This window comes from Allofournierella sp. (assembly GCF_048388525.1).
Taxonomy (GTDB): domain Bacteria; phylum Bacillota; class Clostridia; order Oscillospirales; family Ruminococcaceae; genus BQOK01.
Window position 1 is genome coordinate 1 of record NZ_DBGCTQ010000122.1, and the last position, 16836, is coordinate 16836.

Here is a 16836-nt window from a genome sequence, read left to right on the forward strand (position 1 = left end):
TCCCACCCAAGATCCAGCGTTTCTTCAATGGTGCGGTTGGTGCTGCCCTGCCCCACAAACTGCTGTTCAAAGGCGCGGCCAAACTCCATCACCCGCTTGTCGCTGGGCGAAAGCTCTTCCTCGCCGATTACGCTGGCCAGGGCCTTGGCGTCCTGCACGCGGGCATAGGTGGCAAAAAGCTGGTTTGCCAGGGGGTTGTGGTCCTCGCGGGTGTAGCCTGCGCCAATGCCGTCCTTCATCAGGCGGGAAAGGCTGGGCAGCACGCTGATGGGCGGGTAAACGCCAATGGCGTCCATGCCGCGGTCCAGCACAATCTGCCCCTCAGTGATGTACCCGGTCAGATCCGGGATGGGGTGGGTGATGTCGTCGCCGGGCATGGTGAGAATGGGGATCTGGGTCACAGACCCCTTGCGCCCTTCAATGATGCCCGCCCGCTCGTACAGCGAGGCCAGGTCCGAATACAGGTAGCCGGGGTAGCCCTTGCGCCCGGGGATCTCGCCCTTGGATGAAGAGAACTCCCGCAGCGCTTCGCAATAACTGGTCATATCGGTCAAAATGACCAGAATGTTCTTGCCCAGGTCAAATGCCAGGTATTCGGCAATGGTCAGCGCCGCCCGCGGGGTGATGATGCGCTCCACAATGGGGTCGTTCGCCAAATTGAGCAGCATGACCACCCGATCCATCACGTTTGCGGCCTCAAAGCTCTTTTTAAAGTAATCGGCCACATCGTTCTTCACGCCCATGGCGGCGAACACAATGGCAAACTCCTCCCCGTCCGACACATCCGCCTGCTTCACGATCTGCACGGCAAGCTCGTTGTGCTTCATGCCGGAGCCGGAAAAGATCGGCAGCTTCTGGCCGCGGATCAGGGTGGCCAGCGCGTCGATGGCCGAAATGCCGGTGCGGATGTAGTTCCGGGGGTACACCCGGCTCACCGGGTTGATGGGCGAGCCGTTCACGTCCCGCCGGTACTGGGGATAAATTTCCCCCAGCCCGTCGATGGGGCGGCCCAGGCCGTCCAGCGTGCGGCCCAGGATCTCGGGGCTCAGGTCCACCATCATGGGGTGGCCGGTGAGCGAGGTGCGGGTATTGTTCAGCGAGAACCCGGTGGTCCCCTCGAACACTTGGATCACGCACTTCTCGCCCTCGATCATTACAATGCGGCCCACGCGTTGGGTGCCGTCGTTCAGTTTCAGCACCACCATCTCATCAAAGGTGGCGTCCTTCACTCCGTCCAGCACCACCAGCGAGCCGTTGATCTGGCTTAAACCAACATGTTCCAGGATCATAGATGCTTTCTCCTTTCCCCTGTCAATTCCGCAGCAGCTCGCTGGTCTTTTGGTCGATCTCGGCCTCATACTCTTCGAACTTTTCAAGCTGGTCGTTGGGGATATCGTATTTCATCTTCACCAGCTTGTCGAACAGGCCCAGGCGCATAAGCTTGCTGATGGGGATCTGCCGTGCCACCAGCGCCTGGCTCTTTTCGTACAGATGCAGGATCACCCGCATCATCTTGAGCTGTTTTTCCAGGCTCACATAGGTATCCTGGTCATGGAAGAAGTTCTGCTGCAAAAAGCCCACCCGAATGACCCGGGCAACCTCGATGATGAGCTTCTGGTCGTCGGGCAGCACGTCCGAGCCGATCAGCTTCACGATCTCCATCAGGCTGGTTTCCTGCAAAAGGATCGAGGCGATCTGCTCACGGCAGCTCATAAAGTCCGGCCCCACATTGTCGTAATACCAAGGCGAAAGGTCGGTCAGATACTCGCTGTAGCTGGTATTCCAGTTGATGGCCGGGTAGTGCCGGGCATAGGCCAGTGCCTTGTCCAGCGCCCAGAAACAGCGGGTGAACCGCTTGGTATTCTGGGTAACCGGCTCCGAAAAATCGGCGCCCGGGGGGCTCACGGCGCCAATGACCGTGACCGAGCCCTCCTGGCCGTTCTGGGTCTGCACATAGCCCGCCCGCTCGTAAAATTCCGCCAGGCGGCTGGGCAGGTAGGCCGGGTAGCCCTCGTCGGCGGGCATTTCCTCCAGGCGGCCGCTGATCTCGCGCAGGGCCTCGGCCCAGCGCGAGGTGGAATCGGCCATCATGGCGGTGTGGTAGCCCATGTCGCGGTAATACTCGGCCAGGGTGATGCCGGTATAAATCGACGCCTCGCGGGCGGCCACCGGCATGTTGGAGGTATTTGCGATCAGCACAGTGCGGTCGGTCAGGGGGCGGCCGGTCTTCGGGTCCACCAGCTCACTGAACTCGGTCAGCGCCTGGGTCATCTCGTTGCCGCGCTCGCCGCAGCCCACATAGATAATGATGTCGGCGTCGCACCACTTTGCCAGCTGATGCTGGGTCATGGTTTTGCCTGTGCCAAAGCCCCCGGGAATGGCGGCCGCGCCGCCCTTTGCAATGGGGAACATGGTGTCCACCACGCGCATGCCGGTGATCAGCGGGCGCTGGGCGGGCATGCGCTGCCCCACCGGCCGGGGCCGCCGGATGGGCCAGGTCTGGCACAGGGTCAATTCGTGCTCTTTGCCCGTTTTGTCCCGCAGCTTTGCCACGGTGTCGGTCACGGTATACTGCCCGTTCGGGGCGGTCCAGGTCACCTCGCCCGCAAGGTCCGGCGCCACCATGCATTTGTGCAGAATGACCGGGGTTTCAGGGCAGGTGGCATAGATATCGCCGGGCTTTAAGGCGTCCCCTACCTTTGCGGTCACGGTCACGTCCCACTTGGCGGTCTTGTCCAGGCTGGGCATGTTGCAGCCGCGGGCAATAAAGGGGCCGCTCTCGTTCTGCAACGCGGGCAGCGGCCGCTGGATGCCGTCGTAGATATTGCGCAGGATGCCGGGCCCCAGCGTCACGCACAGGGGGCCGCCGGTGGCGTATACCTCCTGGCCCGGGGCCAGCCCGCTGGTCTCCTCGTAGACCTGGATGGTGGCGGCTTCGCTGTTCATGCGAATGACCTCGCCCACCAGCCGGTTATCGCCCACATAGACCATTTCCATCATGGACAGATCTGTTTTGCCCTTTATGGTGACCACCGGGCCATTGATGCTGTAGATGAGATTTTGAGCCAATTCGGTTCACCTCGGTTTCGTTTTAAAGCGCGATGGACATACCGGAATTCTGCAAAAACCAGTCCTTCTGGGCGTCCAGTTTTACATCCAGGGTATCGTCCGCCTCCACAGCGCCGGTTTTGGCCCGCAGGCCACCCAGGCGGATCCCGTTGTCCGGCTGCACGCTGCATCCGGCGGGCACGGCGGCCTCGGCGGCCTTCACGTCCTGCGGGCGGGCATAAAACTCGGCGGTTTCGGCATGAAGCATTTTCAGCAGCCCACGGGCGCTCTCCTTCAAATAGGCAGAATATTCCGGGCCGGCCACAAACGCGGCAAGCTTTTCCTCGCAGGCGCCGATCACCTCGTCGGTGACCTGGCTGCGCTTTTGCGCCAGCTCCGCCTCAATGTCCATTACGCTGTGCGACAGGCGGCGGTTGGTATCTTCCTGCAGGCGGATCTTTTCGTAGTCGCCCATCTGCTGCGCCTTGGCCTCGGCCGCCGCTTTTGCTTTTTCCAGCTCGGCGTCGGTCTCCGCGTCAATGGCCTTCATAATGGCGGCCCGGCGCTGCTCGCCGTCGCGCTGAATGGCCTGCATAAATTTTGCCGCCCGTTCGTTTTCTTCGATCATGTATTACACCTCAAATCTTCACGCCGATGGCTTCGCGCACATAGCGGGTGATCCGGTCACGGCCCAGAGCAGAGCCGTGCCGGTCGGGGATGGCAAGGATCAGCGGGCCTTCCTGGTCCTTTTTGGCCTCGTTTATGATTTCGGTAAAATCATCGGCGATCTTTTCGGTCACCAGGATCATCCCGGTCTCCGGCTGGTCCAGCGCCGCGTTCAGCGCCTCGGCCACCTCGGCCGCGGTGTGAGCCACCACGCCCTCAATGCCCGCCAGGCGCATCCCGGTCTGGGTATCCGTATTGTCGCTGATCAGGAAGAAACGCATCTGCGCGCCCCCTTTATACCAATTTGTTCAGGATCAGGATGGAAATAACAACGCCGTAAAGCGCGATGGATTCGCCCAGGGCCACGAAGATCAGGCTCTTACCAAAGCTCTTGGGATCCTCGCTGGCCGCCGCAATGGCGGCGGGGGCGCCGGCGGCCACGGCCAGGCCGCCGCCAATGCCGGCAAGGCCGGTCACCAGGGCCGCCGCCAGCAGGCCCAGGCCCATGCTCTCGTTGCTGGCGGCCTTCTCGGCCGCGGTCATAACGGTGGCCGGGTCCTCGGCGGAAACGGCAAACGCAAAGCAGCCGGCAATGAGCAGCACCACCAAAAATGCGGTCAGGTTCAGCGCCAAGGTACGCTTGACCGGCATTCCGTTGGCAGACTGGCGCGCCAGGTAAAACGCAAAGCCCATGATCAGGGCGATGGGCAGCAGCACAAGCAGCACAGAAAGAAAAGGATTCATGATATGTTCCTCCAATGACAATTATATTTTTTATTCAGGGCAGGGCCTGCAAAGCTTGCCGCCCCACCGGTGAACCTTACTTGCGGGCCAGATCCACGCCCTTGAAGGGGTGGCCTCCGCCCTCATAACAGCGGCTGAACATCTCGTAAAATTCCAGACGCAGACCCTGAATGCCGGAAAGCAGGCCCTCCAGCGCAATGATCAGCGCGTTGCCCAGCACGACCACAATGATGCTGGGCGGATCGCCCGCCAGGCTGAAAATCGCCATCATCATAGCTGCGTGCACAAACACAAACGCGCCCACCCGCAAAAACGAAACCGTGTTGCTGAAATAGCTCAGCACATATTCCAGCAGCTCGAACACGTTCTGCATGCAGTAGTCGCCCCAGCTTTCGGGCATCCAGTTGGGGTGGTGGTCCACCAGGCCGATCAGGATTTCCTTGAAGAACAGCAGCACCAGCCCGCCGCCCATCAAAACAAACGCCACGGTATTGGGCATAAAGAAGGGGCCGCCCATGAAGTTGCTCACAAAGGCCACGCCGCCGCAGTATACCAGCACGCCCACCAGGCCGTTGTTCGAGAAGATGGCTTCTCCCCAGTGCTTTTTGCGGATCGCCGCGACCATGTTCAGGGCCATGGCCGCCAGCACCAGCCCCACGCCGATAAAGATCGCGCAGATCAGCACCGGGTTGATGGCCTCCAGCACGTTCTGGGGGTTGTTGGGCCACAGGCCGATGGGTTTCCCCTGCCAGCCCAGCGCGTGATACACAGGATCCAGCGCTTCTTCAAACCCGAACACCGAGCCGAACAAGAAGCCGAACACCATGCTGGAAATGCCACAGGGCACGATCAGTCGTGCCAGAGCCATTTTTTTCCACTTCCACAGGATGTAACCGCCCACTGCCAGCACCAGGCCCTGGCCCATATCGCCGAACATAATGCCGAACAGCACCGTAAACGTAATGGCCACAAAGCCGGTAATGTCCATTTCGCCGTAGCTGGGCAGGCCGTACATATCCACAAAGAATTCAAAAGGCTTTACAAAGCGCGAATTCTTCAGCAATGTGGGAGGCTGGGTGGTGTCCACCTCCCCCGGGTCGCTCACAGTCACCCGCATGTGGTGGATCTTTTTGGCCCGCTCCACAAATTCCGGCTCTTTATCCGCGGGCACCCAGCCCACAAAGAAAAAGTAGTGGTCGCGGTAAGCCGCGTAATGGCGCATATCGAACGCCGCCTCGTGCCATTTGAGCTGCTGGTATACCTCGCGGCAGATATCCCGTTCGCCGGCCCAGTACTTGCCGATCTCGCCGTCGGCCAGATCGATCTTTTGCTGGGTCGATTCGATCTCGCTTTTGAGCTGCCGCACGATCTCGCTGGGCATACCCGAGGCATAGGGCAGGTGCAGCCGCTCAAAGAACAGGGTGGCAAAAATGCCGTCGATCTCGTCGGCACTCTCACGGGGGGTAAAATACAGGCCCCAGTAGCCGCCCTTATCCTCGGAGCAGGTCACAAACAGCACGTGCGGGTTTTCGCCGTAAGCCAGCATCATGCGGGCATAGCTCGCCTTGGGCAAAAAGCCGAACCGCACCTTGATGTATTCGCCCTTAATGATCTCGTCAAAGGGCATATCCAGCGTGCTGAAGTGCTCAAACTGAGCGCACTTTTCTTCCAGCTCCTTTTTCTGCCCAGCCAGCTCGGCCTTTTGCTTTTGCAGCTCGCTGAGCCGCTCGCCCACCCGCCGGATCTGGGCCAGCTCTTCCGGGCGCACGTCCCGGGCGTGCTGAGCCGCCAGGGGGGGCACCTCCTCGCCCACCAGCTGGAACAATTCCTCCATGCGCTGTGCGTCGGCAGAGTAGGGGTTATCTTCGCTCAGGGTGATATACCCCAGCGAACCGGACATGTGCTGGATGGCCGGCTCCGGGTGAAAATTGCCGTTCAGGCAGCAGCTGGCGATCAGCTCGTCCAGATGCTCCAGCACACCATCCACCCGGACCAGTTTCATTTTTTCAATGGCCAAGATTCTCTCATCTTCCTTTCGGCGCCCCGCAGGGGGGATCCAAGTTCTGACTTTATCAAAAGGCGCGAAGGCCTTTCAGCGCAGCGGTTCCCGCGGGCGCTTATGCCCCCGGGTTCTCTTGTTTCCACCTGCGCAGCGAAAGCACCTGGTCCGTGGCGGTGTTCAGCTCCCCCACTTCGGCGCAGAGCTGCTGGAACATGCCGAGATCCGGCTGGGCCAGCCACACGCAGTAGAAAAAGTGCCCGCCGCGAATGGCCGCGCATTTGCGCAGCTCAAACAACCGCGCAAGGCTGCACACCGAGGCATAAATGCCCGCAACACGCCATTTTTCCTGGTTCCAGGCGTTCTGCAGGGCCGCGTCCGCCGCGCCGATCTCCTGGCGCAGCAGTTCCATGTTGCTCTGCAGGTTTTTTACCACCTCATCGGGCGTACCCGCGGCGCCGGGCAGCTTTACCCGCTCAAAAAACGCCTCTGCAAACACGCCGTCGATCCGGGCCGCCTTCTCGCGCGGGGCAAAATAAACGCCCCAGAAGTTGCCTTCGTCCTCGCTGCAGGGCACAAACAGGATATACGGGTCGTCGCTGTATTCCTTTTGCAAAAGCGCATATCCGCGCTTGGGCAAACGCCCGAACCGCAGCTTGATGTACTCGCATTTTTCCGCTTCGTCCACCGGCAGGGTCAGGCCGAAAAAGTGCGAAAATTCACCGGTTCCTTTTTCGCATAGCTCCAGCTGCTTTTGCAGGATCTCCCGGTCGGCCCGCAGGGCGTCCAGCTTTTGCTGCAATTCCAGCAGGTAATCTTTGGTGCCGGGCGCCCGCCCGTCGGCAAGGGTGGGCTCCACAATCGGGACCTCAAAACCGCTGGCAAGCTGGTCGATCTGCTCCACCAGTGCCCCCCAGGGGTTTTCTTCCGCCGGCTGAACAAAGCCGGTCGTGCCGCTCATGTGATCCAGCGCGCGGGCAGGGTGTACCCGCTTGCCGTCCACACAGCACTGCTCGATAAAGGCGTCCAGCTTTTCGGCTGGGCCGTCCACCCACACCAGCTGCATCTTTGGATCAAAAAACATTCTAAAGCACCCCCTTAATCTCCCACGCCCACCAGCATTTCCTGTATTTCATCCGGCGAGAGGTCGTAACGCACGCCCTCGATGATATGGATGATGTTGGTGAGCTCGTTTTCCGCCAGGAAAATGTAACAGAACAGCACCACGCTCGGGTTGGTGGAAAAGCGCAGATTCTTCAGGTGCCAGCGATAATCGATCTTCTGCACGCCCTCCTCGATATAGCGGAACGAAGCGCCGTAAAATTCGTTTGCATAAGGCGTTGCCACCAACCGGTGGATCACATCCTTCGCGTCGTGCGCCTCCATCAGATGGGTCAGCTGCCGGGCCGTCATGTTCGACACCTTCACGCTCACCCGCCCTTCAATAAACGACCGGTCCGCGTGCAGCATGCTTTTCAGGCGGTAAATATCGGCAATGGCCTGCAGGTCGCTCTGGCGCCGCAGCAGGTAAAGCATGTCTTCCCTGCTTTTCCCCTGCAGCTTGGTGGAGGCGATCTGCTCCATCTCCTGGTAAACGTAGCCGTCCAGGGCAGCCTCCAGTTCCAGGATGCCGTTGTTTTCCAGGCTGAAATCCGGGTCTTCGGCAAAGGGGCGCAGCACCTTTTCGTAGGGGGTTCCCTCCAGCGCGAAGACCAGGGTCTTGAAGTCCCGCGCGGCGCCCACCGCCGCCGGGTTGAGCTTGCTGTGCTTTTTGATGAACTCGGGCATGTTGTAAATGTAGGCCGCGTCGTCGTCCCTTGCATGCAGCTCCTGCAGCCGGTTGGAAATGGCCTGCACCTCGCTGCGCAGGATAAAGTAGCGGTAAAAATCGTGGCCGATGTTCATCTCGTAGCGGCACAGCGAGGCGTACTGCTCAAACAGGTTCTGCCGCAGCAGCGCTTCCAGCGAGGCGCGGCGGGTTGCCACGGGGTTGACCTCCTGCAGCGCGTCCGCGTAGGAAGTTCGGGTTTTTAAGTAACTGATGAGCTCAGGCAGATCACGGCAGTTGAGCAGATCCTGGTAGTTGTGGCCGGTAAGCCGCCGCCCATACATGGCCCGCGCCTTTGCCAAAATGGCATTGGAGGCCTGGGAATTGCCCATGTTACTCCCCCCTGCCAAGTACCCGGGCAGTAATGGTTTCCACCCAGGCGCTCTTGTTTTTTACAAGCTGCTGGTCCAGCTCGCGCAGGATCTGCTCTTTGCGCTGCTGCTGGCCCGCCAGCTCTTTCTGTGCCCGCTCGTTTTCCCGGGCGCCAAAAGCGTCCACATCCCCGCGCATGCGGCGCATGGCTTCCTCCTCCAGCTGCTTTGCCCTGGCCGACCGGTCCGTCTGTGCTTTCTGGCGGTAATCCTCGGTGGCCTGTGTGCGCGCGCGTTCCTCCTCATCGATTTTCAGGATCGCGCGCAGCAGTTCATTGGTTCCATTCATGCAAAACAACTCCTTCCCAAAAAACAGGCCCTCAAAAGGGCCTGGTGGTTGGCTGTTATGTCACACAAAGCCCGGGCAAACGCCGGGACCCCGGTGCGGCGGCCAAACGCCAATTTGGATTCATTATACACCTGCAAGGGGGGCACCGCAAGCAACTTTGTCACATAAATCCCAAGAAACTTTTCCCGCCCCCCGCGCACCGCTCCATCCCCCCTTTAAAACTGCCGTTTTGGCCGCGCTTTGCTCCATCTGGGCATTGCCATTTTTTGCATTCCCGCGCCTCGCCCCTTGCCGGGGCAACCGGCACAGGGGCTTTCAGATAAGATGTTTATTGCGCAGCAATAAACAATATACGCAGCGCGGGGTTCCATGCCCCGCGCTGCGTATATCCAGCCCTGTTCAGATCATGATTCCCTTTACCAGCAGCGAGATCGTGCCGTCCGGGTCGTTGATAAACTCCACATAGTCGTTCTCCCCCGCCAGCAGGCTGGTGGGGATCTTCAGCTCAATACCGCTCTCGGTCTTGATGGACTGAAACTCCATGCGCCGGATCCGCGCGGGCGGCACCTCCACCCGCTCCTCCGCCGCAAGGCCCGTGTTTTCGATCTCCTGCACAAAGGCCGGCGCCGCCAGGGGGAATTCCTCCTCGATCCGCCGGCGCACCCGCTCCACCGGCAGGCTTCCGCCGCCGGCGGCGGCCTCCTCGCACAGAATGGCCGTCACCTCGCACTCCGTTTTCTTGCTGTCGTCGTAATTTTCCCTTACCGCCTGGGCCGCTGCGGCCTGCACCGCCCGCAGCTTTGCCCGCTCGGGCTGCGCCGGGGCGGTGTGCAGGATGCGGGTGGAGATGTAAAAATCCTTGCCGCCGTCCAGTTCGACCTTTTTTTCCACCAGCCGCACCGTGCCGTCGGTCATATCCACGATCACCGATTCATCCGGCTTTGTGCTGGCCGGCGGCAGGATCGTTCGCTGCTTGATCAGCGCGTTGTAGTGCTGCCCCTCCACCTGCTGATAAAAATGTGCGAACGCCGCCTTGTAATTCATTTTCAGCATCGCCACGCTCTCGTGCCCGTCGATGCTGCACAGCACCACGAACAGATCCGCGGCGGGGATGGCGGCGTTCTGCCGCATCACATCAAAAAACAGCTGCGCGATCTGTTTCGAGGCCTGCACAAAATCCGCGCTCTCCAGCAGCAGCGGTGGAAATGTGGACTCCGCCAAAAAGGTGCAGGTCTTGCCCGCGTCGTTGTAATACGCCTTTTCCAGGTGCGCGGCCAGGTAATCCCTTGTCTCGCCCTCCAGCTCCAACAGCCGGTCCGAGAATACCGGTGCGCCCCCGGCCGGGTCCAATACGTGCACGATCGCTTTCGAAATTGCCAGTTCCATGTCGCTCTATTCCCTTTTCTGTTTTTTGCTCAGGACCTGCCGCAGCATCAGGCTGAACGCTTTCATCTCGATGGGCTTTGCCAAATGCCCGTTCATACCGCTCTCCACCGACTTGCGCATATCCTCGCTGAAGGCGTTCGCGGTCATGGCAACGATGGGCACTTCGGCGGCGTCCGGCCTTGCCAGGCGCCGGATCTCCTTGGTGGCCTCCAACCCGTCCATCACCGGCATCTGAATGTCCATCAGCACCAGGGCGTACCAGCCGGGCGCGCTGGCCTTGAACCGCTCCAGCGCCTCGGCGCCGTCCCACGCCTGCTCCACCACAAAGCCCTTCATCTCCAATATCTCCTGGGCGATCTCCATGTTCAGCGCGTTGTCCTCCACCAAAAGGACCCGCTTGCCGCAGAACAGCTCCTCCTCGCTCAGCAGGGGCCGCTGTTCGCCGGCCGGCCGCGGCCGCCCCGCCGGCAGCGTGGCCGCAAAATAAAAATCGCTGCCCTTTCCCACCTCGCTTTCCAGCCGGATCTCACCACCCATCATGCGCACCAGCCTGCTGCTGATGGCCAGCCCCAGGCCTGTGCCGCCGTACTGGCGCGCAATGCCCGGCCCCGCCTGTTCAAACGAGCGGAAAATGCGGCCCGCGTCCTCGGGGCTCACGCCAATGCCGCTGTCCTTTACCGAGAAAAACACCTTGTTCTGCTCCTGCTGGCGCACGGTCAGCAGCACCTCGCCGCCCTGGGGGGTAAATTTCAGCGCATTGCTCAGCAGGTTCACCAGCACCTGCTTCAGGCGCAGCTGGTCACCGTATACCCAGGGGCTTTGCACCCGCACCTCGGTCCGGTAAGCAATTCCCTTTTCCTCCATCTGGGGCGCGATCAGATCGCCGATCTCCTGCAGGAGCTGTTCCAGGCTGAAATCCACCGCCGCAAGCTCCATCTTGCCGCTCTCGATCTTGCTCATATCCAGCACGTCGTTGATCAGTCCCAGCAGGTATTGCGAGGACTGGTCGATCTTGCCCAGATACCCCTCCATCGCCGCTTTGTCTTCCGTGTGCTGGCGCGCCAGGGTCGTCATGCCTATGATCGCGTTCATGGGGGTGCGGATCTCGTGGCTCATCCGGCTCAGAAAATCGCTTTTCGCACGGCTCGCCAGGTCGTATCTGGCCCGGTTCAGGTTCGCCTCAATAATCTTCACGATCTCCTGCAGCTCGGCGCGCTGCTCTTCGTTCCACCGCCCGCCGGTAAATACCACGGCTCCCATGTAAACGCCGTTGTCATACATGGGCAGGGCCAGGCCCTCGTCCTCGGGCGCCAGCAGGAAAGCGCGCTGCCGGCCGCTCAGTTCCTCCAGCCGCCAGCAGTCCGGCGGCTGCTTTTGCAGCGCCGCCACCTGCTGCTGAAACTCCTCCGGCGCCCAGTGGCGCAGGGTGTCCTGCCCGCCGCCGGGCTCGGCGTGCCACTGGCAGGCGGCGCTCACGGTATAAAAATCCCAGCTGATCTGGCTCAGCAAAATATGGCGTGCGCCGCAGCCGCGGCCCAGCTTTGGCAGCAGCACCGCCATGATCGTGGATACGTCCTGGCTCTTGTCAAAAAAGTTGAAGGCGAGCGAGACCAGGTTGAGCTGCCCCTGCCTGGCGATGCGGGCCACCTGGCTGATCCCGGCCGGGAGCAGGCTTTTCCGTTCTTCCGCGGGGATATCCTCGTAAAACACGGGTTCCTGCGCCTCCTGGCTTTTCGCCCGGCGCAGGGCCTTCTGCGCCATGGTCAGCTGCTGCCCGTAGTCGCCCCTGCCCTTTACCATGTGCGCGCCCATCGCAAATTCCACCTGGTAGCCGGCGCCGGCATACAGCTGTTTCGCCCGCTCGCACAGCACCTGCACAAAGCGCCCGGCCCCGGCCCGGTCGGCACCCTCCAGCCAAACCAAAAATTCATCGCCGCCCAGGCGCACCGCCACCGGTTCCGCGGCGCCCCAGCGCCCCGGCTGGCCGATCAGCTCCCGCAGCAGGCGCCCCACTTCCTCCAGCACCGCGTCGCCCATGGCCATGTTGAACCGCTCATTGAACTGCAAAAAGCCCTTGATGTCCAGCACCAGCATGCAGCCGCCGATCCCACTCTCAACGCTTGCCTGCACGATCGAGCCGCCCGAGGCGCGCCGGTAAAGGCTGGTCACCGGGTCCCGGTGCAGCGATTCATATTCCTCCAGCTCGCGGGTCTTTTCCTGCTGCACGTTGCGCAGCGAGCCGATGATGCGCGCCGCGCCGCCCGCGTCCCGCAGCACCCGGCCGTTGAGCTCGTACCACTGGTACTGACCGTCCGGGCTGAACAGCCGTGTGCGGAAAGTCACACACACCTCGTCCTGCGCCTCCCGCAGCCGGGCTGCCAGCACGCGCTGATCGTCTGGATATACCGTGTCCCTGACGCGGATATCCTGCAAAAAGTGCGGGAGGCGCTTTACCTTTTCCTGGCCGCGCAGGTTCACAAATTCCACCTGGTCGGTCACCATGTCCAGCGTAAGCAGGATGTCGGTGCTGTTTTGCAGCGCCAGGCGGTACCGCTCTTTTTCCTGGCGCAGCGCATACTCGGCCTGCTTTTGCTGTTCGGTGAGCCCATGGATGGTGTGGTAAAGCTCATCCACCTCCAGGATATTGCTGGGTTCATACCCCGCCAGTTCATTTTCGGCGCTGCCCTGGATGCAGCGCGACAGGCGGCGGATCGGCCCGGTCACATGGGCCACCGCCACATACACCCCTGCCGCGCCCACCGCCAGCGCCAGGATGGTGGCCAAAATAAAGATCCGCAGCAGCTGCTCACTGATGCCGAACAGCGCCTCGTGGTTCTCGATCCCCGCCAGATACCAGCCCCGCTCTGCAAAGGGGGTGTTGCTGTTGTAAAGGTGCAGGCCCTTGAGCGCCGCATACAGCGGCCGGCCTGCGTCCGTGATCTCCAAAAACTCCATCAGGCCGCCGGGCTGCGCCTCGGCAAAGCTTACCTGTTCTCTGCCGGCGAGCGCCCGCACCCCCACCGGCCCGTTCACAAACACAGTGCGGTAGCTCCCGTCCGCGCTGCGCTCCAGCAGGGCATACGCCCCCTGCTGTTCCCCGGCCACCTCCTGGAAGGGCAGCAGGCGGGCAAGGTAGGTCTCCGAGAGCTCGGTGCCCAAAACGCCGTACACCTGGCCGTCCGCGCCCAAAAGCGGCGCCGTGAAGGTAATCATGCGGTAAGCGTCGTTCTCCACGTTCCCTTCCAGGCAAAAGCACCCGTTCCAGCTGCCCAGGTTTTCCACCCCAAGCTCGGGCTGCCGCCGCCCCGCCAGATATGGGTCAAAAAAGAAGTCGTCGGCATCGCGGCTTCCGGGCGCCTGAAACCGGAAACTGCGCTGCCACAGGGTGGCCAGCGGGATGCGCAGCTTCTGGGTGTTCTCCGGCGCACCCCGCACCAGCTCCATATCCGAATAGTCCCCGGGGTTCGAGAGAGGGTCCCCGTCCCGCAGGTAGAGCCCGCTTGCCTCGCCCCCGGTGGTCTCCAGCTCTGGGCTCGCCAGCACCAAAAACGCCCCTGTGGACTGGTTCTGCCGCATCAGGCGGACCACATCTTCGCCCACCGCGCCCAAAAAATGCTCCTGGATCGCCCGGTCCCGCCGAAACTCCGCCAGATTCAAATTTTGCGCCTGCAAAAAGGCCTCAAGCTCGGCCCCCAGCTGTGCCGCCGCCTCCTGCAGGCCGTTCTCCTGCTGGGCAAGGGTGTTTTCCAACAGCAGCCTGCGGTTTTCGACCGCCTGTTCAAACTGCCCCTCCGAGTAGGTGCGCAGCGCCGAAAACGTTCCCGAAAAGGTCACCGTCCCGTAGGAAATAAACGCCTGTGCCAGCAAAATAAGTACCAGGGGCAGCAAAAACATGCGAAAGATCCGCCGCCCTTTTTTCCGCTTTGCCTGCTCCACGCCTTTCCCCCCTCGCTTTTGATCGCGCCCCCGGCTTATTTGCCTGCCGCCTCATGAAGCGCCGCCGTAAACTGCGCCAGCCATTCGCCGAACGCCGCGTCGCCGGTCAGATCCGCCGTGGCCTGGGCCAGGGTCTGCCCTTCGGCCAGGCGCTGCTCCACCAGCTCCCGGTCCGCGGCCGCCTTGTCGGCCAGGTTGTATTCCAGCACCTTGCGCACCGCCGCGCCGTTGTCGAACGCCTTGCTGGTATACAGCTCGTGCGTTTTTACCAGCTCAAAACAGGTCACCAGTGAGTCATAGATCTTGTCGGCCACTTCCAGGCCGTTTTCCGCGATCATGCCGTCCAGCACCTGCCGGTCCAGCGCATCCTTTTTTACAGGCAGATACCCGGCCGTGCAGGCAAACGCCACATTATTATTCTTTTGGGTGAACCATTTCAGAAACTCCACGGCCGCGTACTCGTGCTCGGGGGTGCTTTTGGTCACCACCATGCCCGCCCCCTGCTGCACCGCGCAGGGCTTTGCGCCCTCAAAGGCGGGCTCCGGCATCACAAGGTAATCCACATCCTGCGGGCCGTCCTCCGTTTCCACCTGGTCGGGGAAATACAGGGCCGAGGCGGTGGACCCAGTGTATGCCGCGATCTCGCCCAGCTTTACATCGTCGGCCCGGAAACGCCCGTATGCGCTGTACCAGCCGTTCACATAGGGCACATAGTAAAAGTCCCACAGGCGGCGCATCACATCCTCGCTCACCTGCAGCTCTACCTGCTGGCCCTCCACGTGCAGCAGCTCGGTGCCCAGCTCCTGCGAGCCGATGATAAACATATTCGCCATGGCGTCGCGCCCATAAAAAGCCTTGCCGTCGTTCGCAACGTCCGGCGTAAGGCTGTCGGTCCACTCGTAATACTGCCGGGCGGTGGCCGCCAGCCCCTCCCGGGTCTCAAGCTGTTCCAGCCGGGCGCCGGTGGCCGCCGCAAATTCGTCCCAGGCGGTCTTGTTCAGCATAAAGATCTCGCTGGACTTGGCGGTGGGGAAAATGCGCAGCTCACCGTTTTCGCCAATGCGGCCCTCTTCCACAAACGAGTCCACGTAACCGCTCAGCTCTTCCCGGGTCATATACTGCTCCAGGTCCACCAGGTACCCCATCTTTTCAATGGCGTACGCGGTGTCGGCGTACGAAGAAAAAATATCCGGCGGCGCCTCGCTTCCCACCGCTTTGTTGAAGGCGTCCAGCACCTTGCCCTCCAGGTCGGTCACGTTGCCCTGGCTGTGGGCCTCCACAAAAATGCCCCGCTCCGCGCCCTCGGTGGTGTTGAACTCCTCCACAAGCTGGTCGAACGCCACCTGCTGAACGCTGTTGTAATAATGCCAGACCGTAATGTTCACCGGGTGCTTGGGATCCAGCCGTATCCCCTCCTGCTGGGCCTGCTGGCCACAGCCGCTCAAAAGCAACGCCGCCGCCAGCGCACCTGCCGCATATCCTGCCATCCGCCTCATGGTTTTCTTCCTTTCCGCCCCGTTTGCCGCCCGCCGGCGCAAAATGCCGCCAGAAAAACAGGCCGTAAAAATATATATCCCATTATAGGTGATACACCGGTTTTTGGAAAGTGGTTTTCATAAATAAAGTCATCAACAGCTTTACAGGGCTCATCTTTTCTTGTCCACACACAAAAGTAAAAGCCAAAGAGTTTACAGCTTTTTGGCTTCTGCTTTGTCCTGTTATAGGACATGGTTTTTATAGAAATGATATATACTCTTTTTGTCTCATTGGCGGGGGTCAATAAACGATTGTATATACGGACCATTGCTGTGGGGTACACAATCATGGTATTCGGTAAATGCTCCAATCTTGAGCAGTATCCTTCCATACTCATTGCTTCTAACATTGCCCCACAAATAAATGATAGCATAATGCCATACAAATAGTGGGTGATTACAGGCGGATATAAGAGAGCGGCTCCATCAAGTGATGGACGAACGGGGCTGGTCAAGATACGAACTGGCCAAGCGGGCAGGGCTTTCGGAGACGACCATTGCAAACTTGTTCCGCAGGTGCAACGCCTCCTCCATCCCCACGCTGGAAGCCATCACAAAAGCCTGCGGCATCACAATGTATAAACCGGCAGTTGACAGCCGGAAAGCTGAAGCTGGTGGATCTAACGGCGGCAAGCACTCATTTGATCATAAAAGAGCAGGCGGAACTTTTGCCTGCACGGCAAAAATACGTATATGAAGAACTGGGCGTTTCCCGGAAACGGATCTATTCCCTATATCGAGAGAGCTGCCGCAATTTAAGAAGTACGGTTTATGCGTCGAAACGCCACACAAAGTTATAAAGCAATCATCCGTCTCCTTCCTGTGCAGCAGCTTTTTTGAATATTAAAAAAACGAGCCCTGTTCTAAAAACAGGACTCGTTTTTCGTGGTGGAGATGAGGGGGATCGAACCCCTTACCTCTTGAATGCCATTCAAGCGCTCTCCCGAACCATCGGGTATGCACCCCCTGATGGCTTGGGAAAGGGCTTGAATATCCCGCCCCGGCAATTGATGAGAGACAAGTTGCAGTATAGC

The 16836-nt window shown here is 60.5% G+C and carries 13 protein-coding genes; 1 reads left to right on the top strand and 12 read right to left on the bottom strand.

Annotated elements, in window-relative coordinates; translation table 11 throughout:
• The 12 genes from ACMLHZ_RS15050 to ACMLHZ_RS15105 all read right to left on the bottom strand — a co-directional run.
• Window positions 1–1289, bottom strand: a 1289-nt coding sequence (locus ACMLHZ_RS15050; protein ID WP_418668487.1) for a V-type ATP synthase subunit B, incomplete at its 3' end; no start/stop codon positions are given.
• Window positions 1290–1311: 22 nt separating this feature from the next.
• Window positions 1312–3069: a V-type ATP synthase subunit A gene (locus ACMLHZ_RS15055; RefSeq protein ID WP_418668488.1), complete on the bottom strand. Its 1758-nt coding sequence runs from the start codon at window positions 3067–3069 to the stop codon at window positions 1312–1314.
• Window positions 3070–3091: 22 nt separating this feature from the next.
• Window positions 3092–3676, bottom strand: a complete 585-nt coding sequence (locus tag ACMLHZ_RS15060; RefSeq protein ID WP_418668489.1) for a hypothetical protein — start codon at window positions 3674–3676, stop codon at window positions 3092–3094.
• A 10-nt stretch (window positions 3677–3686) separates the two neighbouring features.
• Window positions 3687–3995, bottom strand: coding sequence for a V-type ATP synthase subunit F (locus tag ACMLHZ_RS15065; RefSeq protein ID WP_177566109.1), 309 nt, complete (start codon window positions 3993–3995; stop codon window positions 3687–3689).
• Between the two features lie 13 nt (window positions 3996–4008).
• Window positions 4009–4458 (bottom strand): ATP synthase subunit C, encoded by a 450-nt coding sequence (locus ACMLHZ_RS15070; protein WP_418456327.1) that lies wholly within the window; start codon window positions 4456–4458, stop codon window positions 4009–4011.
• Window positions 4459–4534: 76 nt separating this feature from the next.
• On the bottom strand, window positions 4535–6475 hold the full coding sequence (locus tag ACMLHZ_RS15075; protein ID WP_418668490.1) for a V-type ATP synthase subunit I: 1941 nt from the start codon (window positions 6473–6475) through the stop codon (window positions 4535–4537).
• Window positions 6476–6575: 100 nt separating this feature from the next.
• Window positions 6576–7541, bottom strand: coding sequence for a hypothetical protein (locus ACMLHZ_RS15080; protein ID WP_418668491.1), 966 nt, complete (start codon window positions 7539–7541; stop codon window positions 6576–6578).
• 14 nt (window positions 7542–7555) lie between these two features.
• Window positions 7556–8617, bottom strand: a complete 1062-nt coding sequence (locus tag ACMLHZ_RS15085) for a V0D/AC39 family V-type ATPase subunit (RefSeq protein WP_418668492.1) — start codon at window positions 8615–8617, stop codon at window positions 7556–7558.
• 1 nt (window position 8618) lies between these two features.
• Complete coding sequence (locus ACMLHZ_RS15090) at window positions 8619–8945, bottom strand: hypothetical protein (protein ID WP_418668493.1); 327 nt, start codon at window positions 8943–8945, stop codon at window positions 8619–8621.
• Between the two features lie 399 nt (window positions 8946–9344).
• Entirely contained in the window at window positions 9345–10331 is a 987-nt protein-coding gene (locus ACMLHZ_RS15095) for a nucleoid-associated protein (protein WP_418668494.1), read from the bottom strand.
• Window positions 10332–10337: 6 nt separating this feature from the next.
• The gene (locus tag ACMLHZ_RS15100; protein WP_418668495.1) at window positions 10338–14267 is read right to left on the bottom strand and encodes an ATP-binding protein; all 3930 of its coding nucleotides are present in this window, start codon (window positions 14265–14267) and stop codon (window positions 10338–10340) included.
• A 35-nt stretch (window positions 14268–14302) separates the two neighbouring features.
• Window positions 14303–15763, bottom strand: coding sequence for an extracellular solute-binding protein (locus ACMLHZ_RS15105; protein ID WP_418668496.1), 1461 nt, complete (start codon window positions 15761–15763; stop codon window positions 14303–14305).
• A 448-nt stretch (window positions 15764–16211) separates the two neighbouring features.
• Between ACMLHZ_RS15105 and ACMLHZ_RS15110 the strand changes: the two genes are divergently transcribed.
• Window positions 16212–16499 carry a helix-turn-helix domain-containing protein gene (locus ACMLHZ_RS15110; protein WP_418668497.1) on the top strand — a complete coding sequence of 96 codons (288 nt, stop codon included), beginning with the start codon at window positions 16212–16214 and terminating at the stop codon, window positions 16497–16499.
• Window positions 16500–16836: the final 337 nt, after the last annotated feature.